This window comes from Azorhizobium oxalatiphilum, assembly GCF_014635325.1.
Lineage (GTDB): Bacteria > Pseudomonadota > Alphaproteobacteria > Rhizobiales > Xanthobacteraceae > Azorhizobium > Azorhizobium oxalatiphilum.
Map to the genome: position 1 here is coordinate 113,506 of NZ_BMCT01000009.1, position 26,487 is coordinate 139,992.

Annotated in this window: 26 protein-coding genes; 14 read left to right on the plus strand and 12 right to left on the minus strand. The window is 66.2% G+C overall.

Annotation, left to right across the window (positions count from 1 at the left end; translation table 11 throughout):
• Positions 1–95: 95 nt before the first annotated feature.
• Positions 96–1,097: a glycosyltransferase family 2 protein gene (locus IEW24_RS24090; protein ID WP_188583468.1), complete on the plus strand. Its 1,002-nt coding sequence runs from the start codon at positions 96–98 to the stop codon at positions 1,095–1,097.
• Positions 1,094–1,900, plus strand: coding sequence for a ChbG/HpnK family deacetylase (locus tag IEW24_RS24095; RefSeq protein ID WP_188583469.1), 807 nt, complete (start codon positions 1,094–1,096; stop codon positions 1,898–1,900). Before IEW24_RS24090 ends, IEW24_RS24095 begins: the two co-directional genes overlap by 4 nt.
• Before the next feature lie 15 nt (positions 1,901–1,915).
• Here the strand turns inward: IEW24_RS24095 and IEW24_RS24100 are convergent, their stop codons facing one another.
• From IEW24_RS24100 to IEW24_RS24110, 3 genes are all read right to left on the minus strand, one after another.
• A complete protein-coding gene (locus IEW24_RS24100) occupies positions 1,916–3,295 on the minus strand; it encodes a chloride channel protein (RefSeq protein WP_188583470.1) in 1,380 nt (459 codons plus the stop codon).
• A 71-nt stretch (positions 3,296–3,366) separates the two neighbouring features.
• Positions 3,367–5,118, minus strand: coding sequence for an ABC transporter ATP-binding protein/permease (locus IEW24_RS24105; protein WP_188583471.1), 1,752 nt, complete (start codon positions 5,116–5,118; stop codon positions 3,367–3,369).
• 120 nt (positions 5,119–5,238) lie between these two features.
• Complete coding sequence (locus tag IEW24_RS24110; protein WP_188583472.1) at positions 5,239–6,864, minus strand: acyl-CoA synthetase; 1,626 nt, start codon at positions 6,862–6,864, stop codon at positions 5,239–5,241.
• 233 nt (positions 6,865–7,097) lie between these two features.
• Here IEW24_RS24110 and IEW24_RS24115 point away from each other — a divergent pair, with 233 nt between their 5' ends.
• The 4 genes from IEW24_RS24115 (at position 7,098) to IEW24_RS24130 (ending at position 12,044) form a co-directional block, all read left to right on the plus strand.
• Complete coding sequence (locus IEW24_RS24115) at positions 7,098–9,017, plus strand: propionyl-CoA synthetase (RefSeq protein WP_188583473.1); 1,920 nt, start codon at positions 7,098–7,100, stop codon at positions 9,015–9,017.
• Between the two features lie 350 nt (positions 9,018–9,367).
• Positions 9,368–10,309 (plus strand): DMT family transporter, encoded by a 942-nt coding sequence (locus IEW24_RS24120; RefSeq protein ID WP_308469036.1) that lies wholly within the window; start codon positions 9,368–9,370, stop codon positions 10,307–10,309.
• 57 nt (positions 10,310–10,366) lie between these two features.
• Positions 10,367–11,278 (plus strand): MBL fold metallo-hydrolase, encoded by a 912-nt coding sequence (locus IEW24_RS24125; RefSeq protein ID WP_188583474.1) that lies wholly within the window; start codon positions 10,367–10,369, stop codon positions 11,276–11,278.
• 55 nt (positions 11,279–11,333) lie between these two features.
• Positions 11,334–12,044, plus strand: coding sequence for an SOS response-associated peptidase (locus tag IEW24_RS24130; RefSeq protein WP_188583475.1), 711 nt, complete (start codon positions 11,334–11,336; stop codon positions 12,042–12,044).
• An 8-nt stretch (positions 12,045–12,052) separates the two neighbouring features.
• Here the strand turns inward: IEW24_RS24130 and IEW24_RS24135 are convergent, their stop codons facing one another.
• The 4 genes from IEW24_RS24135 to IEW24_RS24150 form a co-directional block, all read right to left on the minus strand.
• The gene (locus IEW24_RS24135; protein WP_188583476.1) at positions 12,053–12,421 is read right to left on the minus strand and encodes a YciI family protein; all 369 of its coding nucleotides are present in this window, start codon (positions 12,419–12,421) and stop codon (positions 12,053–12,055) included.
• A 105-nt stretch (positions 12,422–12,526) separates the two neighbouring features.
• Positions 12,527–13,147, minus strand: a complete 621-nt coding sequence (locus tag IEW24_RS24140) for a hypothetical protein (RefSeq protein WP_188583477.1) — start codon at positions 13,145–13,147, stop codon at positions 12,527–12,529.
• 47 nt (positions 13,148–13,194) lie between these two features.
• The gene (locus IEW24_RS24145; protein WP_188583478.1) at positions 13,195–13,977 is read right to left on the minus strand and encodes a DUF1499 domain-containing protein; all 783 of its coding nucleotides are present in this window, start codon (positions 13,975–13,977) and stop codon (positions 13,195–13,197) included.
• A 91-nt stretch (positions 13,978–14,068) separates the two neighbouring features.
• Positions 14,069–14,785 carry an HAD family hydrolase gene (locus IEW24_RS24150; RefSeq protein ID WP_188583479.1) on the minus strand — a complete coding sequence of 239 codons (717 nt, stop codon included), beginning with the start codon at positions 14,783–14,785 and terminating at the stop codon, positions 14,069–14,071.
• A gap of 117 nt (positions 14,786–14,902) precedes the next feature.
• Here IEW24_RS24150 and IEW24_RS24155 point away from each other — a divergent pair, with 117 nt between their 5' ends.
• Complete coding sequence (locus IEW24_RS24155) at positions 14,903–16,150, plus strand: extensin family protein (RefSeq protein ID WP_188583480.1); 1,248 nt, start codon at positions 14,903–14,905, stop codon at positions 16,148–16,150.
• A gap of 109 nt (positions 16,151–16,259) precedes the next feature.
• Here the strand turns inward: IEW24_RS24155 and IEW24_RS24160 are convergent, their stop codons facing one another.
• Complete coding sequence (locus IEW24_RS24160; RefSeq protein ID WP_188583481.1) at positions 16,260–16,862, minus strand: L,D-transpeptidase; 603 nt, start codon at positions 16,860–16,862, stop codon at positions 16,260–16,262.
• 320 nt (positions 16,863–17,182) lie between these two features.
• Between IEW24_RS24160 and IEW24_RS24165 the strand changes: the two genes are divergently transcribed.
• Both IEW24_RS24165 and IEW24_RS24170 read left to right on the plus strand, forming a co-directional pair.
• A complete protein-coding gene (locus tag IEW24_RS24165; RefSeq protein WP_188583482.1) occupies positions 17,183–17,389 on the plus strand; it encodes a hypothetical protein in 207 nt (68 codons plus the stop codon).
• 238 nt (positions 17,390–17,627) lie between these two features.
• A complete protein-coding gene (locus IEW24_RS24170; RefSeq protein WP_188583483.1) occupies positions 17,628–18,605 on the plus strand; it encodes a magnesium transporter CorA family protein in 978 nt (325 codons plus the stop codon).
• Positions 18,606–18,641: 36 nt separating this feature from the next.
• Here IEW24_RS24170 and IEW24_RS24175 read toward each other — a convergent pair whose 3' ends face one another.
• The gene (locus tag IEW24_RS24175) at positions 18,642–19,391 is read right to left on the minus strand and encodes an SDR family NAD(P)-dependent oxidoreductase (RefSeq protein ID WP_188583484.1); all 750 of its coding nucleotides are present in this window, start codon (positions 19,389–19,391) and stop codon (positions 18,642–18,644) included.
• A 102-nt stretch (positions 19,392–19,493) separates the two neighbouring features.
• Positions 19,494–20,132, minus strand: a complete 639-nt coding sequence (gene pdxH / locus IEW24_RS24180) for a pyridoxamine 5'-phosphate oxidase (protein WP_188583485.1) — start codon at positions 20,130–20,132, stop codon at positions 19,494–19,496.
• A 106-nt stretch (positions 20,133–20,238) separates the two neighbouring features.
• Here pdxH and IEW24_RS24185 point away from each other — a divergent pair, with 106 nt between their 5' ends.
• Together IEW24_RS24185 and IEW24_RS24190 are read left to right on the plus strand one after the other, a co-directional pair.
• Positions 20,239–20,655: an RT0821/Lpp0805 family surface protein gene (locus tag IEW24_RS24185; RefSeq protein WP_188583486.1), complete on the plus strand. Its 417-nt coding sequence runs from the start codon at positions 20,239–20,241 to the stop codon at positions 20,653–20,655.
• A 282-nt stretch (positions 20,656–20,937) separates the two neighbouring features.
• A complete protein-coding gene (locus IEW24_RS24190; RefSeq protein ID WP_188583487.1) occupies positions 20,938–21,918 on the plus strand; it encodes a DnaJ C-terminal domain-containing protein in 981 nt (326 codons plus the stop codon).
• Positions 21,919–22,055: 137 nt separating this feature from the next.
• Here the strand turns inward: IEW24_RS24190 and ctrA are convergent, their stop codons facing one another.
• A complete protein-coding gene (ctrA, locus tag IEW24_RS24195; protein ID WP_188583488.1) occupies positions 22,056–22,757 on the minus strand; it encodes a response regulator transcription factor CtrA in 702 nt (233 codons plus the stop codon).
• Between the two features lie 450 nt (positions 22,758–23,207).
• Between ctrA and IEW24_RS24200 the strand changes: the two genes are divergently transcribed.
• From IEW24_RS24200 to IEW24_RS24210, 3 genes are all read left to right on the plus strand, one after another.
• Positions 23,208–23,600 (plus strand): flagellar export protein FliJ, encoded by a 393-nt coding sequence (locus IEW24_RS24200; protein ID WP_188583489.1) that lies wholly within the window; start codon positions 23,208–23,210, stop codon positions 23,598–23,600.
• Between the two features lie 225 nt (positions 23,601–23,825).
• Entirely contained in the window at positions 23,826–24,362 is a 537-nt protein-coding gene (locus tag IEW24_RS24205) for a sigma factor-like helix-turn-helix DNA-binding protein (protein WP_188583490.1), read from the plus strand.
• The gene (locus IEW24_RS24210; protein ID WP_188583491.1) at positions 24,359–25,165 is read left to right on the plus strand and encodes an anti-sigma factor; all 807 of its coding nucleotides are present in this window, start codon (positions 24,359–24,361) and stop codon (positions 25,163–25,165) included. Before IEW24_RS24205 ends, IEW24_RS24210 begins: the two co-directional genes overlap by 4 nt.
• Positions 25,166–25,179: 14 nt before the next feature.
• On the opposite strand, the gene IEW24_RS24215 is transcribed toward IEW24_RS24210, so the two are convergent.
• The gene (locus IEW24_RS24215; protein ID WP_188583492.1) at positions 25,180–26,406 is read right to left on the minus strand and encodes a GGDEF domain-containing protein; all 1,227 of its coding nucleotides are present in this window, start codon (positions 26,404–26,406) and stop codon (positions 25,180–25,182) included.
• Positions 26,407–26,487: the final 81 nt, after the last annotated feature.

Sequence of the window (26,487 nt, forward strand, 5' to 3'; positions counted from 1 at the left end):
AAATGCATAAAAGCGATCGCCCGGCGGTGAACATAATTGAGCCGTCCGATGTACATCCCACCATGGCCGTTCCCCTGCGTCGCTGGACCGATTGAATGACCCCCGATCTCAGCATTGTCGTGCCGCTCTATAACGAGGCCTCGGGCCTCCCGTTCTTCCACCGGAAGCTCAGCGATCATGCGCGCAGGGTGGCGGAGGCGCGCGCCATGCGCATCGAGATCGTCTATGTGGACGACGGCAGCCGGGACGCCACGGCCAGCGTGGCCGCAGATCTGCAACCCCATGGCATCGACGTTCAGGTGGTCGCGCTGTCGCGCAATTTCGGCAAGGAGGCTGCCCTCATGGCGGGCCTCGATCATGCCCGCGGCGACGCTCTGCTATTCATGGATGGCGATGGCCAGCATCCGCCCGAAATGATGGAGACCTTCGTCAGCCTGTGGAAGGACGAGGGCTATGATGTCGCCTATGCGGTGAAGGCGGATCGCACGGATGAGCCTCCGGCCCGCCGCCTGTTCGTTCGCATGTTCTACCGTTTGTTGAATTTCGGCGCGGCCACACGCATTCCGGAGGATGCGGCGGATTTCCGCCTGCTGTCGCCGCGTGCCGCTGCGGCCTTGCGCCGCCTGCCGGAGCGCAACCGCTTCTTCAAGGGCCTGTCGAGCTGGATCGGCTTCCGCCAGAAAGCGGTGCCCTATCGGCCCGCCGCCCGCGAGCACGGCAGCTCGAGCTGGAGCTTCCTGCGGCTGCTGGGGCTTTCCATGGAGGGGCTGACCTCCTTCTCGCCAGCGCCGCTGCGGATGGCCGGCATGGTGGGGGCCTTGCTCGCGGGCGCGGCCTTCCTGTATGGGTCGTGGATCGTGCTGGAACGCCTCATCTGGGGCATTCCCTTGCCCGGCTACCCTTCGGTGGTCGTGGGCCTGATGGTGATCGGCGGCGTGCAATTGCTGGTCATCGGCATCATGGGCGAATATATCGCTCGCATCCTGTCCGAAATCAAAGCCCGGCCGGTCTACTTCGTCGCTGATCATGCCGTGCGCCACGCCGAGCCGGTGAGCGAGAAATCTATGGCGGTCGAGTTGCCCAAGGCATTGCCGTGAAGCGTATTGTCATTTGTGCGGACGATTACGGGATCGCGCCCGGCGTCTCCGAGGCCATTCGCGCACTGCTGGCGGAACGGCGGATCAACGCCACCTCCGTCATGACGGTGTTGCCGGACCTGTTTCAGGAAGCCGACCTGCTGCTGCCCATGACCGGCGGTCAGGCGAGCATCGGCCTGCACATCACGCTGACCGGCAATTTTGAGCCGCTGACCCATGGCTTCAAGGGCAAGACCTTCCCTTCGCTGGGCAAACTGATGGCGCTTTCCTTCGCGCGCCGGCTCGATCCGGTGAATGTGAAGGCGGAAGTCGAAACCCAGTTCCTCGCCTTTGAGGAAGCCTTCGGTCGCCCGCCGGACCATGTGGACGGCCACCAGCATGTACACCTGCTGCCGGTGATCCGCGAGGCGGTGATCGAGACTACGCGCCGCCGTGCGCCGCAGGCCTGGGTGCGCGACTGCACGCCTGCCTCCGATGCGCTTCAGGGCCTCGATCCCAAGGGGCGCTTCATCGGCTTCCTCGCCCGAGGTTTCGCCGAACAGGCCAAGGCAGCGGGGCTGGCGACCAACAGGGGCTTCGCGGGCGCCTACAATTTCAAGATGGGCACCAATTTCGGGCGCGTCCTCACCCACTTCCTCAATGGACTGGAGGATGGCGGGTTGGTGATGGTGCATCCCGGCCTCGTGGACGATGCGCTCGTCAAACGCGACCCGCTCACTCGTCCGCGCGAGGCGGAATATGAGGTGCTGGCGGGCGCCCAATTGCCGCAGATCCTGCTGGCCACCGGCGCCCAGTTGCGCTGATCCGGCCGCCCGGCCTCACACGCGCGGCGGTGCCGCCTTCGTGTCCTCGGGTTCGTTCTCTTCCGGCTTGGTGCTTTCCGTCTTCAGGGCTTCGGCCTGCGCCTTGTCATCGGGCGTCGGATCGTAGCCGAAGGACAGCGCATGATAGAGCGGCTCCGGCGCCAGCAGGCGGGACACGCCCGCGCCGAGCAGGGCTGTGGCGAGCAGGGGCACCACGAGGTGAACCTCGTTGGTCATCTCCATCACGATGATGAAGGCCGTGAGCGGGGCCTGCACCACGCCGGCGAAATAGCCGACCATGCCCAGCATGGCGAGCGCCCGGATGTCCATTTCCGGCATGAAGGGGGCGAGCGCCGCACCGATATTGGCGCCCACTGAGAGCGAGGGCGAGAACAGGCCGCCGGGAATGCCTGAGGCCGACGACAGGAGCGTCGTGAGGAGCTTGATGGGCGCATACCACCAGGGCGTGGCGACGCCCTGTTCCAGCAGGTCGCGGGTGGGGCCATAGCCCGATCCGCCCGCAAAGCCGTCGGTGGCGATGGCTAGCACCGCGATGATGAGCCCGCACACGGCCCCGAACACGAACGGACGTTTCTTTAGAGGGCCGAGATAGCGCCCCCGCGCCCGTGACATGGCAACAAGGCCGCGCGAGAAGATGGCGCCGCCGACGCCGCCCACCACGGCACAGAAGATCACCGCGCCCCAGCCGATGCTGGCGAAGGCTTCCGAAGGGATGGAGCCGAAGTAGGAATACTGGCCGACCAGCGCGAGGCTGACCATGCCGGAGATCACCACGGCGGCAGAGATCAGGCCGGTGAGGCGTTTGTCATAGGACTTGGCCATTTCCTCGATGGCGAACATCACGCCGGCCAACGGTGTGTTGAAGGCGCCCGCAATGCCCGCGGCCGCGCCGACCAGCACCAGGCCATTGGCCCGGCCGAGCCCGGCAAAGGCGGCCATGGCCACCATGATGGCGCAGCCAAGCTGCACGGTCGGTCCCTCGCGGCCGATGGAGCCGCCTACCGCGAGGCCGAGGCAGGTGAGCGCGATCTTGCCGATGGTCACCTTGGCCGAGAGCAGGCGCGCGCGGTGCACCGGGTTGCCGGAGCGGCGGGCAGCGATGGCCTGCGGGATGCCGCTGCCCTGCGCGCCGTCGAACCAGCGGGTGGTCGCCCATGCAAACAGGCCGAAACCCAGCGGGGTGAGGATCAGGAACACCCATGGCGTGTGGGCCATGGTGTGCACGTAAAAATCCTGCGCCCCGTCCGCCACCTTGGCGAAGACGACGGAGGCAACGCCCACCGCCACCGCGCCGAGCAGGAACACCATGCGGCGCTTCCACAGCATCTTTGATGTGAAAGCGAAACGGATACGCCGCAGGTCGCGCCGGAACATACTCAGGTCCTTCCCCGCCCGTATGAAGACCTTTCAGCCGTTACAGGGCGGGGGAGGGAAGCGTCAACCGTTCACGCCGGGGCAGCCTGCAATTGCGCACTTCCGATCAGCCTTCGCGGCGTTGCCGTACCCGCGAGCACCAGCACACGGTCGTGCAGGGCATTGAGCGTCGCCCGGTGGCCGATGGACAGCACGGTCGTTTGCGGCAGGCGCTGACGCAGCAAGGCGTAGAGTGCCGCTTCCGTCGGCTCGTCCAGCGCGGCGGTGGCTTCGTCCAGCAGCAGCACGTCCGGCTTCTCCAGCAGGGCGCGGGCGATGGAGAGCCGCTGCTGCTCGCCAAGCGAAAGGACATGCGGCCACAGGGCCTGCTCTTCCAGCCGAGGCACGAGGTGGTCGAGACTGACCGCCCGCAGGACTTCCTCCAGCGTGCCGCGCTCGAACCGCGTGGCCTCCAGCGGATAGGCCAGCGCTTCGTCCAGCCTGCCCACGGGCAGATAGGGGCGCTGGGGCAGGATCATCACCTGCGCGCCCTCGGGCAGGGTCACGGTGCCGCTGCCGAACGGCCAGATGCCTGCGATGGCGCGGAACAGAGTGGTCTTGCCGCCTCCGGACGGGCCAGTGACCAGCACCCGCTCACCCTTCTCGATGGACAGGCCATCCACGCTGACGATGGGGGCACCGTCAGGCAGGCGAACATCCATTTCCGCGAGGCTGAGGGCCGCCTGCTGGGTGGGCGTGCGGCGATGGGGGAAGGCGCGCAGGCCGTCGTCCCGCTTGGCCACCTGCATGGCGGCCTCGAAGCCGGTGAGGCGGTTCACCACCGAGGTCCATTCGGCGAGTGTCGTATAGGCGCTGATGAAGAAGGAGAAGGCGCCCTGCACCGAGCCGAAGGCGGAGGCCGTCTGCATGAGGATGCCGAGCTGGATGGTGCCGGCGAAGTAGGCCGGAGACACCACCACGAAGGGGAAGACGTTGGAGATCTGATTGTAGCCGGCGGTGAACCAGGTCAGGCGCTTCTGCGCCTTCATCTGGCTGAAGAAGTTCTCCCAGATGCGGGCGAAGCGGCCTTCGAGCTTGCGTCCTTCCGCGGCCTCGCCGCCGAGCATGGCGACCTGCTCGCTGTTTTCGCGCAGGCGCACCATGTCCACGCGGAAGTCGGCCTCATAGCGCTGCTGGTCGAAATTGAGCCGCACCAGCGGCTTGCCGATGAGGTGGGCAATCAGTGTGCCCACCATCGCATAGATGAGGGCGGCCCAGAACAGATAGCCGGGAATGTGCAGATCGAGGCCGAAAAGGGAGAGCTCCATCTCGCCGGACAGGCTCCACAGCATCACCGAGAAGGAGCATAGCGAGACGATGTTGCCGAGCAGGCCCACGCCAACCGAGATGGTCTGGCTGACGAACAGGTTCACGTCCTGCGCGATGCGCTGGTCCGGATTGTCGGCGGCATCGCCCGAGAGGCGCAGACGATAGTGGGTCTCGTTGCTCAGCCAGTGTTCGAGATAGCGCCGGGTGAGCCAGCGCCGCCAGCGGATTTCGAGCCACTGCTTGAGATAGATCTGGTAGACGGCGACGATGATGGAGGCGACTGCAATGCCGCAGAACACCATCAACTGATACTTGAAGGCCGCGAAGTCCTTTTCCTGGATGGCGTCGTAGAAAGCGTTGTTCCAGCGCGTCAGCAGAACGGTGCAATAGACATAGGCCAGTTCCAGCGCGATCACCGCCCCGAGGAGGCCGAGGCCCCACCAGCGGTCCTCGCTGCGGAAGTAGGGAATGGCGAGGCGGCGGATGTCGTTAAGTAAAGTCAGCAGGGCGCGCATCGGGCTCTTCACCGAAGGAGTGTCGCGCCCAGCTTAAGACCCTGCCGGATGGCGGGAGCATGGCCGCGACATTACCTCTTGGCAAGAAAAGCGACGAAACGGAACCGGACCCGATGCAGATCACCGTTCCTTTGCCATCTCCCGCAGCTTGAACTTCTGGATCTTGCCCGTGGAGGTCTTGGGGATCTCCTCGAACAGGATGGTACGCGGGCATTTGTAGGCGGCAAGATGCGCCCGGCAGTGCGCCACCAGTTCTTCCTGCGTGACGCTGGCACCGGGCCGCAGTTCCACGAAGGCCAGCGGGGTTTCGCCCCATTTCTCGTCCGGCCGCGCCACCACGGCCGCAGCGCTCACCGCCGGATGCTTGTAGAGCGCGTCCTCGACCTCGATGGAGGAGATGTTCTCACCGCCGGAGATGATGATGTCCTTGGAGCGGTCCTTGAGCTGCACATAGCCGTCGGGATGCTTCACGCCGAGATCACCGGAATGGAACCAGCCGCCGGCAAAGGCGGCATCCGTGGCCTTGGGGTTCTTCAGATACCCCTTCATCACCACATTGCCCCGGAACATGACTTCGCCCAGCGTCTCGCCATCCGCCGGCACCGGTTCCATGGTTTCGGGATCGAGCACGTCGAGGGCTTCCAGCGCGCCGTAGCGCACACCCTGCCGGGATTTCTTCGCGGCCTGTTGGTCGGGGGGCAGGGCGTCCCATTCCTGATGCCAGTCATTCACCACCGCCGGGCCGTAGACCTCGGTGAGGCCATAGACATGCACCACGTGGAAGCCGGCCTCTTGCATGGCGGCGAGCACCGCGGCGGGCGGCGGGGCGGCAGCGGTGATGAAGGAGACGGCGCGGGGCAGGGGCTTCTTCTCCGCCTCCGGCGCGTTGAGCAGCGTGGACATGACGATGGGCGCCCCGCACATGTGGGTCACGCCGTGGGCGGCGATGGCATCATAGATCGCCGCCGCCCGCACCTGCCGCAGGCACACATGGGTGCCTGCCACCACCGAGATCGACCACGGGAAGCACCAGCCGTTGCAGTGGAACATGGGCAGCGTCCACAGATAGACCGGGTGCTGGCCCATGTGGCAGGTGACGATGTTGCCCACCGCCAGAAGGTGCGCGCCGCGATGGTGATAGACCACGCCCTTGGGGTCGCCGGTGGTGCCAGAGGTGTAGTTCAGCGCGATGGCGTCCCACTCGTCGGCGGGCGGCGCCCAGGCGAAATCGGGATCGCCGGCGGCGATGAAATCCTCGTATTCGATCTCGCCGATGCGCTCGCCCGGTCCGGAATATTCCGGGTCGTCATAGTCGATGACGAGGGGCTTGCGGGTCGCCAGCGCCAGCGCGGCCTTGATGACGGGCGAGAACTCCCGATCGGTGATCAGCACCTTCGCCTCGCCATGGTCGATGGTGAAGGCGAGGATGGCGGCGTCGAGCCTTGTGTTGAATGTGTTCAGCACCGCGCCTGCCATGGCCACCCCATAGTGGGCCTCCAGCATGGGCGGGGTGTTGGGCAGCATCACCGCCACCGTGTCTCCGGCCCCGATGCCACGCTGCGCCAGTGCCGAGGCGAGGCAGCGGGTGCGGGCATAAAGGTCGCGATAGTTGCGCCGCAGAGAGCCGTGGATGACCGCCGTGTGATCGGGAAACACGCTGGCTGCCCGCTCCAGAAAGCCGAGGGGCGTCAGCGGCTGGTAATTGGCCGGGTTGCGGTCGAGATGCTGATCGAAAATGCTCGGCATGTATGGCGTTTCCCGGAACCTGTGCGGAGCGGGGTTGTCTTCCCCCGATATTAAACGGAACCGTAGCCGAGGCGCCCGTCGGCACGCAATCGGTCGGCGGGAGGAGAGGCTCCGACCTTTGTCTTACGCAGAAGAGCGGAGGGGCCGGGCCGACAAACGGGCTTGCCTCGCCCGCCCCGTTGAGCGTCAATCGCCCCAACCACAAGACAAACCGGATACCGGGAGGATACGCCATGCTCGACCAGAGCCACAGCCGCTACAGGCAGACTTATGCGGACTGGAAAGCTGATCCGGCCGCGTTCTGGGGCGCGGCGGCGAAGGATATCGACTGGGTGGTGCCTCCGGCCGCCGTGTTCGACCCCGCCCACGGCGTCTATGGCCGCTGGTTCACCGGCGGCGTGTGCAACACATGCTATAATGCGGTGGACCGCCATGTGTCTGCCGGGCGTGGCGGGCAGGCGGCGCTGATCTACGACAGTCCCGTCACCGGCACCAAGCGCACGCTCACCTATGCCGATCTGTTAGCCGAGGTGCGGGTGCTGGGCGCGGTGCTGCGCGACCTCGGGGTGGAGAAGGGCGACCGGGTCGTCATCTACATGCCCATGGTGCCGGAAGCAGTCGTCGCCATGCTGGCCTGCGCGCGCATCGGCGCGGTGCATTCGGTGGTGTTCGGGGGCTTTGCTGCGAAGGAACTCGCGGCACGCATCGATGATGCCCGCCCGAAGGCGGTGCTCGCTGCCTCCTGCGGCTTGGAGCCGGGCCGCATCGTGGCCTACAAGCCATTGCTCGATCTCGCCATTTCCATGGCCGAGCACAAGCCGGACGCCTGTCTCGTGCTACAGCGACCGGAACTCGCCGCCGATCTCGTGGATGGACGCGACCATGACTGGGCGGAGCGCCGGGCGGCGGGCGCGGCCAAGGGCTATGGGGTGGATTGCGCGCTCGTGGGCGCCACCGACCCGCTCTACGTGCTCTACACCTCCGGCACCACGGGCAAGCCCAAGGGCGTGATGCGTGATACCGGCGGGCACCTCGTGGCCCTGCGCTGGAGCATGGAAAATCTCTACGGCATCAAGCCCGGCGAGGTGTTCTGGTGCGCCTCCGACATCGGCTGGGTGGTGGGGCATTCCTACATCGTCTATGCGCCGCTGCTCATGGGCTGCACCTCGGTGATGTATGAGGGCAAGCCCGTGGGCACGCCCGATGCCGGCGCCTTCTGGCGGGTGATCGAGGAGCACAAGGTGGTGGCGCTTTTCACTGCCCCCACAGCCTTGCGCGCCATCAAGAAGGAGGATCCGGAGGGAACGCTGCTCGCGGGCCGCGACCTCTCCAGCTTTCGCACCCTCTTCCTCGCCGGCGAGCGGGCCGACCCGGACACCATCCATTGGGCCGAGGATCGCCTGAAGGTGCCGGTGGTGGATCATTGGTGGCAGACGGAGACCGGCTGGGCCATCGCCGCCAATCCGGTGGGCCTCGGCGCCCTGCCTATCAAACCTGGTTCGCCCACGGTGCCCATGCCCGGCTATGACGTTCAGGTGGTGGACGAGGCGGGCAAGCCCGTGCCCGCGGGAACCATGGGCTCCATCGTCATCAAACTGCCGCTGCCACCCGCCTGCCTGCCGACGCTGTGGCAGCAGGACCAGCGCTTCCGGGAAGCCTATCTCGACACCTTCCCCGGCTATTACAACACCTCCGACGCCGGCTTCATCGATGCGGACGGCTACATCTTCGTGATGGGTCGCACGGACGACATCATCAATGTGGCCGGCCACCGCCTCTCCACCGGCGGCATGGAGGAGGTGCTGGCGTCGCATCCCGACGTCGCCGAATGCGCGGTCATCGGGGTCAAGGATGCGCTGAAGGGCGAGGTGCCCTGCGGCTTCGTGGTGCTCAAGGCCGGTGAGCGGCGCGCGCCGGACGTGATCGAGAAGGAACTGGTGGCGCTGGTGCGCGAGCGTATCGGCCCCGTGGCGGCGTTCAAGCTGGCCTTCACGGTCAACCGCTTGCCCAAGACGCGCTCGGGCAAGATCCTGCGCGGCACCATGAAGAAGATCGCCGATGCGGAGAGCTGGACCGCGCCGGCCACCATCGACGATCCCGTGGCGCTGGAGGAAATCGCCGCCGTGCTGAAGGCGCGCGGGTTGGGCGGATGAGCAGCTGATCTGTAGGTTGCGGGGGCGCATCGACCTTGCGTGCCATGCAGGATGCGCGCGAGGCAGATGCGGGGGCCCGCTTGCGCGAGATGATTCATACTAAGCAGACGATCATCCATGCGTGAGCGTGTCCGAGACGGTATGCGCGGATCCATCGTCCTGTTCAGGCGGTTCTCGTCGGGCAGCACATAACGACTGCGGCTGTGGGCGGCGACGTCCCGTCACCACGCATGGCAAAGGCGGGACCTCTGCCTTTCCCGTGTGGGTCCGCTGAAGCGGATCGGCTACAAACCTTGGCACCGTGGGACGCTGAGTAGGGGCGCCTGACGTAACGGAGCGTGGTTGGCAGCATGGCGAAGCCGGCAGAGGCGATGGCGCAGGCAGACGTACGGATGACCGTCGCGGGTGAGGCCGGAGGTCCACCCGGCGCGCAGCGCGCGCTCGGGGTGCTGGCTCTGCTTGTCACGGCGTTGGGTTGGGGGCTGGGCTGGGTCTCCACCAAGATCGTGCTCCAGGTCTGGCCGCCCCTGTTCGCGCGCGGCACGGCGGGGATCATCGCCGCTTTGCTGCTGGCGCTGGTCGCGTGGCAGCGGCGCGAAAGTCTGAAGGTGCCGCGCGAGGCCATTCCCCGCCTGCTGGTGGCTGCCTTCACCAATGTCTTCGCCTGGATGGGCTTTTCGGCGCTGTGCCTGAAGTGGCTCAACATCGGGCAGGGCGCGCTGCTGGTCTTCACCATGCCCATCTGGGCGACGCTGCTCGCTTGGCCGGTGCAGGGAACCCGCCCCACGCTGAAGGGCTTCGCGGCACTGGCGCTGGGGCTGGTCGGGGTGACGATCCTCGTTTCCGGCAACGATCTGTCGCTGTCCGGCGGCCAGTTGCCGGGGATCGCCTGCGCGGTGGGAGCAGCTCTTCTGTTCGCGCTTGGCGCGGTGCTCAACCGCCGGCCCATCCCGGTGCCGCCGGTGGCGCTGATCGCGTGGCAGGTCGGGCTCGGTTGCATCCCCATGGTGGCCATCGGCCTGCTGTTCGAGCATCCGCACATCGCCGCGCTCGATGGCCCGGCGTTCTGGGCTATGGCCTATATGGTCATCCTGCCCATGGCGGTGTGCTATCTGACCTGGTTCGCGGCGCTGAAACGCCTGCCGCCGGGATCCGCCTCCACCGCCATGCTGCTGGTGCCGCTGACCGGCACGATGTCCGCTGCGCTTTTTCTCGGCGAGCCGCTGGGCTTACGTGAAATGCTGGCCATGGCTTTCGTTCTGGGCGGCGTGGTCCTCGCGTTACGGAAATAGACCGAACCCAATAGCCTTGGCTCGCCACCAGCCGCCGATGTTCTTAAGGTGCCGCGTATGAGTGATGACATCTCTTTCGACCGCAAGTTCACCGTGCCATCGGGCCGGCTCGATGACGTGGCCCCGCAGGTACGGCGCATCGTGGCACCCAATGCCTCCCCTTTCACCTTCACCGGCACGTGCTCCTACATCGTCGGACGCGGACAGGTCGCGATCATCGACCCCGGCCCGGATGATCCGGCGCATGTGGCGGCGCTGCTGGATGCGGTGCGGGGCGAGACCGTCACCCACATCGTCATCACCCATACCCATCGGGATCACTCTCCGGCAGCGGTTGCCATCAAGGCGGCCACCGGCGCGATTACTGTGGGGGAGGGCCCACACCGTCCCTCGCGTCCCCTGCACATTGGCGAGATCAATACGCTTGATGCCTCGGGCGACATGGATTTCGTGCCCGAGATCGTGCTGGCGGACGGCGAGGCGGTGACGGGGCCGGGCTGGACGCTGGAAGCCGTTGCCACCCCAGGGCATACCGCCAACCATTTCGCCTTCGCCCTGCCGGAAGATGACCTGCTCTTCTCCGGCGATCATGTGATGGCTTGGGCCACCACCATTGTCGCGCCGCCGGACGGGGCGATGGGCGATTATGTGCGCTCGCTCAAGAAGCTCGCAGCCCGTTCCGAGCCGCTCTATCTGCCCGGCCATGGCGGACCGGTGCAGGATGCGCCAGCGCTGGTGCGCGGCTATCTCGACCACCGCCGCGCGCGAGAAACCGCTATCCTGCGCGGCCTTGAGCGCAACACCACCGTGGCCGACCTCGTGCGCGGCATCTATATCGGCCTCGATCCGCGCCTCGTGGGGGCGGCCTCGCTCACCGTGCTCGCCCATCTGGAGGACATGGTGGAGAAAAAGCTGGTGCGCACCGAGGGGCCGCCGTCCATCGACGGCGTGTTCACGCTGGTGAAGTAGGCGGCAGCAAAGCCTTCGCCTTGGCCTTTGCGCCGGGGCGGGCTATCAGCATTGCATGTGCGGTCGCTTTGCCCAGAAGGATTCCCCGCGCGCCTATACGGCGTATTTCAGCCTCGATCCCGAGGCGCCGACGCCCAATGCGGCGGCGCGCTTCAACGTGGCTCCCACGCAGTCGGCCCTCGTCGTCCGCTTCAACCCGCAGGAGAAGCGGCCCGAACTTTCGCTGCTGCGCTGGGGACTGGTGCCTTCCTTCGCCAAGGATACCAGCCGGGCGGGCTCGCTCATCAATGCCCGCTCCGAGAGCGTGGCCGAGAAGGCGTCGTTCAAGGCCGCATGGGAGAAGCCGCGCCGCTGCATCATCCCGGCGGACGCCTTCTATGAATGGCGCAAGGAGGGCAGTGCCCGCCAGCCCTTCGCCATTGCGCTGAAGAGCGGGGCGCCCATTGGATTTGCCGGCCTGTGGGAGGGGTGGAAGGATCCGGCCTCTGGCGAATGGCTGCGTACCTTCACTATCCTGACCTGCCCGGCCAATCCGCTGCTGGCACACCTGCATGAACGTATGCCGGTGATCCTGCGGCAGGACGACATGGCCCGCTTTCTGACCGCATCCGACCCTGCCGATCTCATGCAGACCTATCCGCAGGACGAGATGACGCTGTGGCCGGTCTCGTCGCGTGTGAATGGCGTAGCCCATGACGACGCTGCGTTGCTGGAGCGGGTGTACCCGCCCCCCGCCGCGCCGGAGGCACAAGCCTCTCTGTTCTGATCATCGGATCAGGAGAGGTTGGCAAAATCTTCCATCTCGTAGAGCGGACGGATTTCCAGCTCGCTCGGGCCGGGCATGGGGTTGGGGCAGCGCTTCGCCCAGGCGATGGCTTCCTCCATGTCCTTGACCTGCCAGAGCCAGAAGCCGGCCACCAGTTCCGAGGTGGCGGCGAACGGGCCATCGCGCACCGTGCGGCTGGCATCATCGAAGGCGATGCGCTTGCCCTGCGAGGTGGGCTTCAGCCCCTCGCCGGTGACGAGGATGCCGGCCTCGGCCAGTTGCTGATTGAACTTGCCCATGGCCTCCAGCAGTTCGGCCGTGGGCATGTTGCCGGTCTCGCTGTCGGTGGTCGCCTTCACCAGAACCATCACACGCATGGGGTCTCTCCCGTTGTTCGGGGCCGGAGCACGTTCGGCTCCAACTGGCCCGTCTCCTCAAGGACGGCCGGCCGTGCGGGTTTCCGACTGCGGGACCCGCAAAAATCAGCGGGCGGGTTTTCCGGCGCGGGCGTTCATCTTGTCGATATAGGCTTTGCTGGCCTGTTCCAGCGCCGGGGTCGCCTCGACCGTGCAGGCGGGCGTAGGTTCCGGGCCGCAGCGTTTCGCCAGCAGGGCTTCGCAAGTGGGCGCCGGATCGTTGCCGCACACGCTCTCGCGGATGGAGTCGAAGCGGCTCGACACATAGGGCTTGCGGCCCTTCTCCACGAAGCACTCATCGCCCACCTGATCGTCCCCCACGTGCAGGGAGATGACCGTGCGGGGCTTGCGGCTACCCGAGCCGGGCTCGGGTTTTTCCAGCGTGCGGACGAAGGCGATGCGCTGCGGCTTGTCCGCTGAGGTGGCCGGCGGAATCTCGATCTCCACCCGGTCGGTCTCGGCAGCGACGAGTGCCGGGCCGGTCAGCGGCACCGTCAGGTCGTTCCAGCCGGTTTCGGTGAAGACGATGGTGCTGATCGTCGCGCCCTTGGCGTCGATATAATAGGCGGGATCGATGGCGCATTTCAGCGCGCGGTCGGAGAGGTCCGCCAGCAGCGCACCGGCCTGGGTGCCGGAGGCGGATACGAGAATACCGAGGAGGCCGACAACAGCAGAGGACAGACGCACGGTTCAAGCTCCGGACAGGAACGCGGGACGCGACGCGCGGGGCCTGCTCAGTGCTTGCGCCGCTCCGCCGCTAGGTCGGCCATCAGGCTTGTGATGCGCATGGCATTCTCGCCCAGATCGTGAATGCCATAGCGCGAGCTTGACCGTACGTCCACGCGCGAGCCGCCCTTGGGGGTGGCGCGCACACGGATCACCACGTCGTTGCGGAAGCCCAGCAGCGGCGTCGGGGCCACGGCCTCGATCTGGCCGTCGCGCAGGCCGCCGCGCGGGGGAATGGCGTCCAGCACCCGCCACTTGCGCTTCTGCACCAGCGCGAGGACGGCGTTGAAGGCTTCGTCCGGGGTGGCGTCGAGATCCACCGGCTTGATGCCGGGATAGGCTTCGCGCTGGAGCGCGGCGGCGCTCTCGCCGGGATAGGTGGTGGGATTGGCGGTGCGCGGCCGGGCGATGCCAAGCGCGCGGAAATGCGGCGGGTCGACGGCGTCGGTGGAGATGTCGGTGAGCGGTGGGAGCATGGCGCCGCGCGCCAGCACGGCGGCGGGGCCGGCGACGACGCCCACGGCAATCGCGAGCGCACCGATGGACCGTCCCATGCCGCGCCAGCCGCTCTCCCAGACGCTAACGCAGGCACACACGGCCAGCACGGCGCCAAGGACGGCAAGGCCAAGGCCTGCGCCGAGCGTCACCAAGGCGGGGCGGAAGTCGAGCGCGCCGAAACGATAGAGGGCGGCGGCGAGAATGATGACGGGCACCGAGAACAGCGCCAGCCGGAAGCTCCAGCGCGCCATTCGCGATTCCCGCTCTTCCACATAGAGCCGCCGCTTGATCATGCCGGACCTTGCATTGAGACAGCGGCCCGGGGCCGCCGCAATTCCACCGCCCCTGATTAAAGCAAGCCGTGGCTCAGAAAAAGGGGAGCACTTACGCCGGCATCGCCGCGCCGGCCAGCCGGCGGGGCAGATCGTCGATGCTGTCCACCACCATGTCCGCCACATCCAGCAGGGGCTCGACCGGGGCGGGCCCGGTGCGCACGAGGATGAAGCGGGCACCGGCGGCCTTTGCGGCGGCATAGTCGTGGGTGCTGTCGCCGATCACCGCCATGCTGTCCGGCGGCACGTTCAGCGCTTCCGCCGCCGCCGTAATCATGCCGGGGCCGGGCTTGGAGCCGAAGCCGGAATCATAACCGTGGATGAGGTCGAGATAGGGCATGAGGCCGAGCGCTTCGGCCTGCAGGCGTGAATTGGCCTCGGCATCATTGGTGACTATGCCGAGCTTCAGGCCCTGCCCGTGGAAATGGGCCAGCACATCCTGTGGCCGCCCCAGCGGGGTGAGCGCGCGCAGGCCCTCGCGTGAGAACAGGCGGTCGATCTCGGAGAAGAAGGCATCGGTGGCGTCGCGCCCCAGGCAGTGCGCCCATTGCGGGCCGTAATGAGCGGAGGATCCGGCCACCAGTGGCGAGGACGGCAGGAAACGCTGCTCGTCGGGGAGATATTCGCTCACCTCCTCCAGCCGGCGCAGGGCTTGTGGATCGTCGCCGGCCAGCTCGCGCATCACCTCGCCGGCCGCCGGCCCCCAGGTGCGGTCGAAATGGATGAGGGTGCCGTCCTTGTCGAACAGCAACGCTTTCAGGCCGTTCATCCCTGCCTCTTGCTGGTCCCGTGGGTACGGTCGGACGGACGCGCGGTACGGGGTTGGGGGTGGTAGCGGAGCGTGCGGTGACGCAACGGGGTCTTCTCCCTTAGTATCACGCCCGACATGATCGAACGACGCTTTGCCTCCTCCCCCCTCCTGGCCCGCAGCATGGCTGTCCTGCTGCTCGGTGCCTGTGGCTTCTCCGGTGCGCAGGCCGCGCCTGACGCCGCGCCAGGCTCGCTTTATTCGGCCACGCCGCGCATGCGGGGGGAACCGGCACGTCCCGCCACGGCGCAGGCGACCGCCCCCCGGACGGCAGCCGCCCGTGCGGTGCCGTTTCCCTTGCCGCGTCCACCCGACCTTGGCGAAGAGGAGACGGATCAGGCCGCCGTGGAGGAGGGGAGCGAAGGCGGTTCTGGGGCGCCGGCGGCGCCTCTGCCCAATCCCCCCTCCATCTACACGCCCCAGCAGCCCTATCCGGAGGGCGGCACGACCACACGCACCTTCTCGCCGCCGCCGCCCATACAGGACATTCCCCATTCCGCCGCCGCCAATGAGGCGCCGCGCGGCAGGCTGCCGGCGGCGTGCGCGGCACTGGTACAGCGAAGGCAGATGATCGCCGCGCCGGCACCGCCCGTGGCTGCACGGCCGGGCTGCTCCCTGCCGAGCCCGGTGCAGCTCTCCGGTGTGCGGCTGGATGACGGCACCACCGTCACGCTCTCGCCCGCCGCCATCCTGCGCTGCGACGCGGCGGCGGCGATCACGCAGTGGGTGCGGGAAGATCTGTCCCGTGCGGCGCAGGATCTGGGCAGTCCGCTCGATACGGTGCGGGTGGCTGCCTCCTATGACTGTCGCCCCCGCAATCGCGTGGCCGGCGCCAAGATGAGCGACCATGGGCAAGGCATCGCCATGGACGTGGGCGGCGTGGTCCTGCAGGACAAACGCGTCTTCGCGGTGAAGGACAATGGCCTGCCCATGGCGCTTCAGGCGTCCATGAAGGCGTCCATGTGCGCGCGCTTCACCACGGTGCTCGGTCCGGGCTCCGACGGTTATCACGAGGACCACGTGCATGTGGATCTCGCGCAGCGCTATCTGAATATCCGGCTGTGTCGCTGGGAGATCCGGCCGACAGCCATTGTCGCCAATGCGCCGGCCGCCGGTACCCCAGCTTCCGTTCCGGCTGCTACTCCGCTTGTTCCGGCGGCCGAGCCGGTGGCCGCGCCATCCCCCGCAGCCGCTCCCCTGTTTCCGTTCTTCGCGCCGGCCCCGGCTCAGGCTGCCGAGGAGGAGGGAGAACTGGTGGAGATGGCGGTGGTGCCGCTGCCCCTTCCGCGCCCGGCCATCCCGGCCCGGTCGCGTTCCGGGGGGTAGGCGCGGGGAGGGGCGCCTCGGCCGCGTGACTGGGCGGGATGGTGCACAAGCGAAAAGGGCGCGGCCGAAGCCGCGCCCTTTCGCTTTTCCAGATGATTGCGTCGGAGGCTCAGAGCACCACGACGTTCGAGCCGACCGGCACGCGGTTGAAGAGGTCGATGGCGTCCTCGTTCAGCATGCGGATGCAGCCGGAGGAGATGGCCTGACCCAGCAGTTCCGGCTGGTTGGTGCCGTGAATGCGGAACAGCGTGTCCTTGTTGCCCTGATAGAGATACAGCGCGCGAGCACCCATGGGGTTCTGCGGGCCGGGGCCGACGAAGCTCGGCAGGCCGGCGATGCGCTGGTGGATTTCGGGAGTGGGGGTCCAGCTCGGCCATTCCGCCTTGCGACCCACCTTCGCCTCGCCACGGAAGGCCAGGCTCTCTTCGCCCACCGTCACGCCGTAGCGGATGGCGGTGCCGTCGCCCTGCACGAAATACAGCAGGCGCTTGTCGGTATCGACCACGACCGTGCCGGGCTTTTCCTTGCCGGTGTAGCTGACGATCTGACGGGCGAACTCACCTTCCGGCTTCACCTTGGGATAGGGAGCGTTGGCAAGGAGCTGCTTGTCGCGCGGCTTCAGCGCGGCCTCGGAAGTCGGTTGGATCTGGTTGGTCTGACAGCCCGCCAACATGATACCCGTCAAAACAACCGCAATCGCCCGCGCCCGCATGGCCGCCTCATTTCTTGCACGAAAAGGTCTCGAATCGAGACCGTCAGAACCTGAATTAACCCAACCCCCATGTGCCTAGAAGGGGCCACTTTGTGCCCCGGTGCACTGCCGCAATTCCTGTTGCAAAAATGCCGCAGGTTCTCACCTATCGGCAGGCATTAACCCGCCGTTGCAAGGCCGGCGCGATGCTGTCTACGTAAGACCATGGACATGACGCGCGGTCTGCAAAGTTTCGACGCAGTTGGCCACCATCTCTTTACGGGTGCTGACGAAAGCGTCGTTACCCGAAACCGACGGCGCGCTGGAAAGGAGAAGGTAAAATGTCCTCGAACACGGTCCTGGAGCAGCAAGCTCGCTTGGAGGCCGAACATAAGCACTATGCCGGCCAGAGCGCCCAATGGCGTGAGATCGGGATCAACGCTGTTGCCGCTGCAGCACAGTATTCCCCCGCTCGCGACGACAAGGAAAAGGCGACGCAGGAGCGCAAGGTCGTAACCCTGCGCGACATCGACTTCCTCGCGGCCTGATCCGGTCTCGATCGATCTGACGCGGCGCCCCCTCAGGCTAGGCAACGCGTGAACATCACCGCCCGCCGGATCAAGGCGGGCCGTGGCGATGCGCAGGCATCTGCGGCCTTCGAGAGCGATAAGCCCAAGGCGCGAAGGTGACGGCTGTCATGCGCCGTCCGGCGGGTTTGCCGAGATGCGCGGCTTCGTGCTTGCCTGCGTGTCACGAAATCGGACGCCCTCTGGAGAGTTGCGCGCCATGCTGGTTGCCTATTGCCCGCGCGGCGGCGCGTTGAAAGCCGTTCCAGTATCGCCCGATGGCGAAGTCCCCGAAGGAACGGTCTGGCTCGACCTGTCTGTCCCCGCCAATAGCGAGGACAAAGTGGTGGAGCGTGCGGTCGGCGTCGAAATCCCCACGCGCGAGGAAATGGCGGAGATCGAAGCGTCCTCCCGGCTCTATGTGGAGCAGGGCGCCCGTTACATGACACTCACCGTGCTCTGCGGCAGCCAGACGGAGACACCCGAACTTGCGCCCGTCACCTTCATTCTCACCGACAAGGCGCTGGTGACGGTGCGTTATGCCGAACCGCGCGCCTTCGGTGTTCTGGCTGAACGCCTGGCGCGCTCCTGCCCGACGACGCTCACCGGCGAAACCATCATGGTGGAATTGCTCGACACCATCGTCGACCGCATCGCCGACGTGCTGGAGCAATGCGGTGCCGGCATCGACCGCCTGTCCCGCCGTACCTTCGAGACACGCAGCAAGAGCGGCAATGCCAATCAGGTCTATCGCGCGATCCTGACCCAGCTCGGCCGCAAGGAGCGCCTGACCTCCCACGCCCGTGAGAGCCTCTCCTCGCTCGCCCGTTTCCTGGCCTTCCTTGGGGCGGATGTGGAGGCGCGGCCCATCGGCGCCGCGGGCCGCAGCGCCATCAAGAGCATGAACCGTGACGTGTCGGGTCTGTCCGACTATGCGGCCTTCCTCGTCAACAAGTTGCAATTCCTGCTGGATGCCACCATCGGGATGGTCGGTCTTGAGCAGAACAACATCATCAAGATCTTCGCGGTGCTGTCCGTCGTGCTCATGCCGCCGACGCTGATCGCATCCATCTACGGCATGAACTTCCAGCACATGCCGGAGCTGGCCTATACCTACGGCTATCCGCTGGCGCTGTGCGCCATGGTGGTATCGGGGATCCTGCCCTATCTGTTCTTCAAATGGCGTCGCTGGCTCTGAGGTCGGCAATGCCCGCCTGAGGGCTGGTGCCGGCGGTCAGACGTGCTGCCCGCCATTGATGTGGATCTCCGCGCCGTTCAGGTAGGAGGAGGTCTCCGTGCACAGCACATAGATGATCTTGGCCACCTCATCCGGCGTGCCCAGCCGGCGCATGGGGATCTGCGCCACGATCTTGTCGGTGCCCGGCGAAAGAATAGCGGTATCGATCTCGCCCGGTGCGATGGCATTCACGCGCACGCCCAGAGGTCCGAAGTCCGCCGCCATCTCGCGGGTCAGAGCGGCAAGGGCCGCCTTGGAGGTGGCATAGGCCGCGCCCGCGAAGGGGTGTACGCGCGAGCCGGCGATGGAGGTGACGTTCACCACCGACCCCTGCGCCTTTTTCAGTTCTTCGATGAGCCCGCGCGCAAGCATGATGGGCGCCAGGAAATTCACCTGAAACACCTGTGCCCAGGTGGCATGCTGTGTATCGAGCGTGCCGAGGCGGGAGCCGTTCTCGCCCTTGGGCGAGATGCCGGCGTTGTTGACCAGTGCGTGCAACTCGCCATCCGGCAGTCGGCGCTTGATCTCCTCCACCGCCCTCAGCGTGTCCTCCGGATCGCCGAGGTCCACCTGAATGTGGTCCTCCGGCCCGCCGGCCCAGGGGCATTGCTCCGGGAAGGGATGGCGCGAGCAGGTGATCACCCGCCAGCCGGCGCTGGAGAAGCGCTTCACCGCCGCGTGGCCGATGCCGCGCGAGGCACCCGTCAGCAGCATGATGCGCGGCGGTTGGTTGGTGGCGGCGACCATGGGCAGGAACCTCGGCAAGATACTTGGGCAGGACACGAACGGCCCGAAGCGGGCACGGAAACGATCCTCGCGAGCATCATGCGCCGCGAGGATGTTCGCACATCAGGGATAGAGGCGGGTCCGGTCCCAGCCGGCATCCTGCGTGCTCCGCTTGAACACGATGCGGTCGTGCAGGCGGAACGGGCGATCGTGCCAGAATTCGATCTGCACGGGCAGGATGCGGAAGCCGGTCCAGTGCGGCGGGCGCGGCACCGTGCTGACGGCATATCGCGCGGTGGTGGTGGCGACTGCCGCCTCCAGCGCGAAGCGGCCTTCCAGCGGGCGGGACTGCTGGCTCGCCCAGGCGCCGATCTGCGACAGGCGCGGGCGGGTGGCGAAGTAGGCGTCTGCCTCGGCGTCGGTCACGCGCTCCACCGGGCCGCGCACGCGCACCTGACGGCGCAGGCTCTTCCAGTGGAAAACGAGGGCGGCCTTCGGATTGACCGCCAGTTCCAGGCCCTTGTTGCTTTCGGTGTTGGTGAAGAAAACGAAACCACGTTCGTCGAGGCCGTTCATCAGCACCATGCGCGCGTCCGGCAGGCCATCGGCATCGACGGTGGCGAGTGTCATCGCATGCGGATCGTTCGGTTCCGACTTCTTCGCGTCTTCCAGCCATTCGGAAAACAGCCGGAAAGGCTCGGCTGCGGCGGTGAAATCACCAGACGTTAAGGGGTTCTGGGTTTCCATCGTTTCATCGGACATGACAGGAGCCAATCGCGTGTCGCCGCATTCGGAACTGGTACGGCGCGGGCAGGACATCAAGCGCCCATATAGGCCTAATGCGGGCGCTCTGCCAGCGGTGCGTGTCATGCTGACGACCGGCGTTCTGTCGCTGGCCGTCGCCGGCTGCGGATCGCTGGGCCTGCGCGACGACGACACGCTGATCACCGGCTCCATCAAGCCTCAGCCGGTCTCGCTCACGGTTCCCGTGCCCCACGGAGCACCGCCCGAAGGCATCGCCGCCGCTGACTGGGCGCAGGCTAAACTCGCGCTCGATACCGCGCTGGATAGCAAAGAAACCGCCCCCAGCATTCCATGGGAAAATCGAGAGACCGGCGCACGCGGTACGGCAACCCCCGTCGGCGGCCTCAAGGACAACAAGTGCCGCGACTTCCGCATCGGCGTCGTGGATGCCAAGGGCGAACACTGGGCGCAGGGCGAAGCGTGCCGGGACGGGAAGGGGGGCACCACGCTCTCCGGTGTGCGCCTTCTGGGGCAGGCCTGATCAGCCGCGTCTCTGGGGCCGGCGATGCTGGCGCAAGCCTCACATGACACCTTTCAGGCTTGACGTACGTGGCAATCGGCAGGCTAGCCTGCATGAAGGCTTGCAGGTCCGGCAGGCGGCTGTGGGATTGGCGGGATCCCGGTGCCGTGATGTGGGGCCGTGCGCGGGACGGCATGCGCGGAAATTGGGGAGGGCTTGAGTTCTCCCGTTGCAATCGGGCAACATCGCACCACATGAAAGGCGCGGCCGGCCGATGAGCGCTGGCCCCGAGGTAATTTGCCCATGCGGGACCCCTACGACATCCTCGGCGTCGCAAGGAGCGCCGATGAAGCCGAGATCAAGCGCGCCTTCCGGCGTCTGGCCAAGAAGCTGCATCCGGACGCCAACACGTCCGATCCCAAGGCCCAGGACAAGTTCGCGGAACTGAACGCGGCCTACGAGATCCTGTCCGACAAGGACAAGCGTGGCCAGTTCGACCGCGGCGAGATCGATGGCGACGGGAAGCCGCGCGCGCCGGACTATAGCGGTTTCGGCGGCGCCGGCACGCGGCGTCCGCGTGGCTTCAGCGGCTTCGATGGCGACACCATTTTCGAGAGCTTCACCTTTGGCCCTGAGGGCCAGAGCGGCTACACCCGTCGTGGCGGACGCCCCGGTGCGGGCGGTGGTGCCGGCGGTGGGGCGTTTGACGACATTGGTGACATCTTCGGCTTTGGCCGGCAGCAGCGGTCTGCTGGCGGCGGCTTCTCGCCCAAACCGGGTGAGAATGTGGAGCTGACCCTCCCCATCGAGCTGGAAGATGCGGTTCAGGGCGCCAACAAGCGTGTGACCTTGCCTTCGGGCAAGCAACTCGATCTCAAGGTCGCGCCCGGCACGCTGGACGGCCATCGCATGCGCCTGAAAGGGCAGGGCGATCAGAGCTTCGAAGGAGGGGTGGCAGGCGATGCCTTCGTCACCATCTCCTATGCGCCTCACGCCAAGTTCCGCCGCGAGGGCGACGATTTGCGCTCCGAGCTGATGCTGCCGCTTGAGGATGCCACCCTCGGCGCCAAGGTGCGCGTGCCGACGCTTTCCGGTGCGGTGGAGCTGAATATCCCGGCCTGGACGTCGGGCGGGCGCACCTTCCGCCTGCGCGGCAAGGGCCTGCCCAAGGCGGGTGGCGGTGCCGGCGATCTGCTTGTGACCACCAATATCGCGCTGCCCGAGCCAAAGGATGCGGATCTCGAGGCGCTCATGCGCAAGCGGCGGGATGGCAAGGCGTCCTGAGGCGCCGCCATCTGTCCACGCCCTGTCAGGGGCCTCGCGATTTTGCGTTTGGATAGCTCAGTGACAACAAAAAAAGGCCCCGCCGAAATCGGCGGGGCCTTTTTTGTGCGCGCCGCTGGTGGCGACGCGATCCCGGATCAGACGGCGATCTTCTCCACCGCGCCGTTGGGCTCGCGCAGCACATAGCCGCGACCCCATACGGTCTCGATGTAGTTCTTGCCGGCGGACGCATTGGCCAGCTTCTTGCGGAGCTTGCAGATGAAGACGTCGATGATCTTCAGCTCAGGCTCGTCCATGCCGCCATAGAGATGGTTGAGGAACATCTCCTTGGTGAGGGTGGTGCCCTTGCGCAGGGAAAGGAGCTCCAGCATCTGGTACTCCTTGCCCGTCAGATGCACCCGCGAACCCTCGACCTCGACGGTCTTGGTGTCGAGATTGACCAGCAGGTCGCCGGTCTGGATCACCGACTGGGCATGACCCTTGGAGCGCCGCACGATGGCGTGGATGCGCGCTACCATCTCGTCCTTATGGAAGGGCTTGGTGAGATAGTCATCGGCGCCGAAGCCGAAGCCTTTCACCTTGTCCTCGGTATTGGCGAGACCCGACAGGATGAGGATCGGCGTCTTGACCTTGGCGAGGCGCAGCGAGCGCAGCACCTCGAAGCCGGACATGTCCGGCAGGTTCAGGTCGAGAAGAATGATGTCGTACTCGTAGACCTTGCCGAGGTCGACGCCTTCTTCACCGAGATCCGTCGTGTAGACGTTGAAACTTTCGGACTTAAGCATCAGCTCGATGCTTTGTGCGGTCGCACTGTCGTCCTCGATGAGCAAGACGCGCATGGCAATCCCTTTCCTCGCAACAACCCGAATGGCGGGATGCCGCCTTCCGTGTGCTCGGCCCGACGAGTGATTCGCATTTCGCGTGTAGAATCGTTAACCGAAACTGATTCGGCAGGACAAGAGTCCCGCCGAAAAACTTTGTGCATGATTGCGAAGACTGACTCCGCACCAGACACTCAAGTCGTTCGCATTAACCTACACCGTAGCAGCACACCATCGGACAAGCCTTTGGACACCGGAACTTCGCGTCGACGACGCGCATTCCGAACCGTGAGGTCATCATTAACGAAGGGGGTAAACGATTGGTTTCCACGCGATGGGTTGCGGCGATTTTCCCCATTTCGGGGGCCCTGCGGTAACAAAACGACAACCGTATGTGGCCATTCTCCCTTGCGAAGTGGGCCGGATCACCGGTTCCAGCGTTCTCGCGTGCCTGGGAGTGTCGCGTTCATGAAATCCCGTGAGCCCCTGATCCGTGCCAAGAGGTTCAAGATCGAGGACGCCCGTCGTCGCCTCGCCCAGATCGACACCATGATCGGCGAATTCGACCGCATGGCGGCAGAACTGGAGAGAGACATCTCCGGCGAGGAGCAGCGCTCCGGCATCACCGATCCCAAGCACTTCGCCTATCCCCCGCTCGCCGCCTCCGCGCGCCAGCGCAAGGAGAACCTCGAGCGCTCCGCCGGAGAGCTGCGCGGTCAGCGTGCCGAGGCGCAGGCGGCGTTCGAGGAAGCGGAAGCAGAACTGGTGCTGGTGGAAGCCGCCGGAGAGCGCGAGCGCGCAACCGATGCCGAGCCGGTCGCCCGCGGCACTTGGCGGCAGGGCGAGCCAGCCCGGCTCTGAGCGTTTCTGCCGCAGGCATGGCCCATTCTGGGCCTGGGGCTGCGAGAGGCGACAAGAGGCGGCTGCTCGATTAGCCTTTCCTAAAAGCTGACGCGCGGCGCCGGCTTCCTTCGATCCGCCCTACCGGCCGCCGCGCGCCGGCAGCGCCTCCCCGGCAGGCCGCGCCGCGGCAGCAGGAGATCCTCCGCAATGGGAGCAGTTGCCCGTCATGGGACTGGAACGGCCGTGACGCGCTCGGAACGCCTGAGACCCATCATCGCCGATGTCGCCGATCGGCGGCTCGATGCGATGGAGCGGCTCTATCAGCTTTCCAGCCCCAAGCTCTATGGCCTGTGCCTGCGCATCCTGCGTCGGCCGGAACTGGCCAAGTCGGCGCTCAAAACCGCCTATCTGAAGATCTGGAAGGGCGCCCGTACCCTGCCGGCCGATCTCGATCCGCTTTACTGGATGGTGTGTATCGTGCGCGAGAGCGCGCTCGAGACCGCACGCACGAATGAGGATGCGGGCGAGTCATGGGAGCCGTTCGAGGTGGAGGAGCCTGCCGAGGATCCCTTGGCCGAAGGCACCCATTCGGACCAGCTGAAGCGCCTTCTGGCCTGCCTCGGAACCCTGTCCGAGGAGCGTCGGCGCATGGTGCTGCTGGCTTTCTATGACGGCTGGAGCCGCGAGGCGCTGTCCGTCTATTTCGACGCGCCCATGCACACGGTCAACACATGGCTGAAGCGCAGCGTGGCCGAGATCGACGAGCAGCTCTCCAAATGACCGTCAATGACGACGACCGCCAGTTCGTTGCGGAATATGTTCTCGGGACGCTGCCCGCCGCCCTGCGGCTGATGACGCGGACCCGCATCTCGGATGAACCGGACATTGCCGACGTTGCGCGCATGTGGGAGCGCCGTCTGGCGCCGTTGCACGAACTGGCCGTGCCCATCGCGCCGCCCGCGGATCTGTGGGCCGACATCGCCGTTTCCCTCATCCCCCCTCCCATTCCGCTGACGCCGGAAGAGGAGGAAGAGATCAAGAAGGGCCTGCCGGCGCTTCAGGACGCATTCGCCGTGCCGAACAAGGCTGAGGCGGGCGACAACGAGCCGGTGCTGGCCGAGCCCCTGGGCGACATGGCGCCCGGCGTACAGGCGCGCCTGAAGAAATGGCGCTGGACGGCGATCCTGCTGGGCGTCGCTCTGGTGGGCGGCGGCAGCGTTTTCGCCTATCGCGAATGGGACCGTTACACCGATCTGCATTATTTCGCCTCGCTGCAGGCGGAACGCTCGGCGGCGGTGCTGGTGCGTGTCGGCGTGCGCGACGGCGACATTCTGGTGCGCCCCTTCCTCGATCCGGCACCCGCGGGTCAAACCTACCAGCTCTGGCTGGTACCGGACGGTCAGCCCGCCCGGTCGCTCGGCACCTTCTCCAGCGGTTTCACCGCGCGCTCCGACATCCTTCGCCGTCTCGGTCCCAAGGGTGCGGCCAAGGCCATGTTGCAGGTGACGCTGGAGCCGGGCAGTGGCAGCGATGTCGTGCCAACCGGCGAGGTGCTTTATTCCGGCCGGCTGCTGCCGGAATAAATACGCCGGCCGCTTCAGGCGCTCGGCTGGGGCAGGGGGGACGTGTCCGGACCGGCGGTGCCCGGCCCGATGTCCGGTTCTGCAATGGCCGGTGCCGGTTGGGCGCGGATGACGCGGTTGCGGCCGCCGTCCTTGGCGGCGTAAAGCGCATGATCCGCCGCATCGATGAGCGCGTGGATGGTATCGATCGTCCGATCCTGTGTGTCCCGACTGGCGAGGCCGATGGCGACGGTGACGCCGATGGGCCGTCCGTCCAGCGTGGCCAGATCCTGCGCCACGCGCGCGCGCAGGCGTTCCGCCACGGCTGCCGCCGGATCGCTGCCGAGACTACGCAGGACGATGCAGAATTCCTCGCCGCCATAGCGGCCGAGCAGATCGCCGGACCTGACTTCCTCGCGTGCGATTTGGGCGAAAAGCTGCAGCACCCGGTCGCCGGTGCGATGGCCGTAGCGGTCGTTCACGGACTTGAAGTGGTCAAGGTCGACCAGCAGCACCGACAAGGGCCGCTGCCGCGCGACCGCGTTGTTGAACAGGCCCTCGCCCGCACGTAGCAGGGCACGGCGATTGGCAAGGCCGGTGAGTTCGTCGCAGGAGGCGAGGCGGTCGAGCACCATGAATATGGCGCCACTGTTGAGCCCCACCACGCAGAACAGGCCGATGGCGATGGCCAGAGCCAGATCCTGTGGGCCCACATGGGGAGCGGGGCTGTCGAGATTCACGAGCGCGCCGATCAGGCGGGCGAGATGGAAGGCGCACAGGGTGGAGAGGAAGACCGAGGTCATCACCCGCGCGAAGGTGGAGGCGTTGCGGCGTAGCCGCACCAGACGCCACGCGGCAGCCGCCAGCCATCCGCTGATGATGGCGCTGTAGAGGACGACGCGCGCATTCACATTGTCCTGCAACAGCAGGATGCTGAGCCCATAGGCGCCCACCGCCAGGCCCACCACCAGGCTTCCGCTCCACGGCCAGTTCCGCTCGCGGTCGAAGGAGCGCATGCCCAGATAAATGGCACCAGCACCCAGCAGGAAGAAGGAACTGGCGAGCGGTGCCACCAGCGGACTGCGATAGCCATCATTCACAGTCGAAATCACGGCACCGGCGACGCACACCAGATCAGCTATGCCCCACAGCGCCAGGGGCATTTCCGTGCGCATCTGAAGCCACGCCACCAACTGCAGCACGCCCATGAGCGCGCCGATCGCAATGGCGATGAACATGATGGTGGCAAGATCAAACGACATATCAAATGTTAGATGGTATCATTATCGTGAATGAACTTGTGGCTTACAAGTCAGGGTGGCACCCGCAAGCCATATATATCA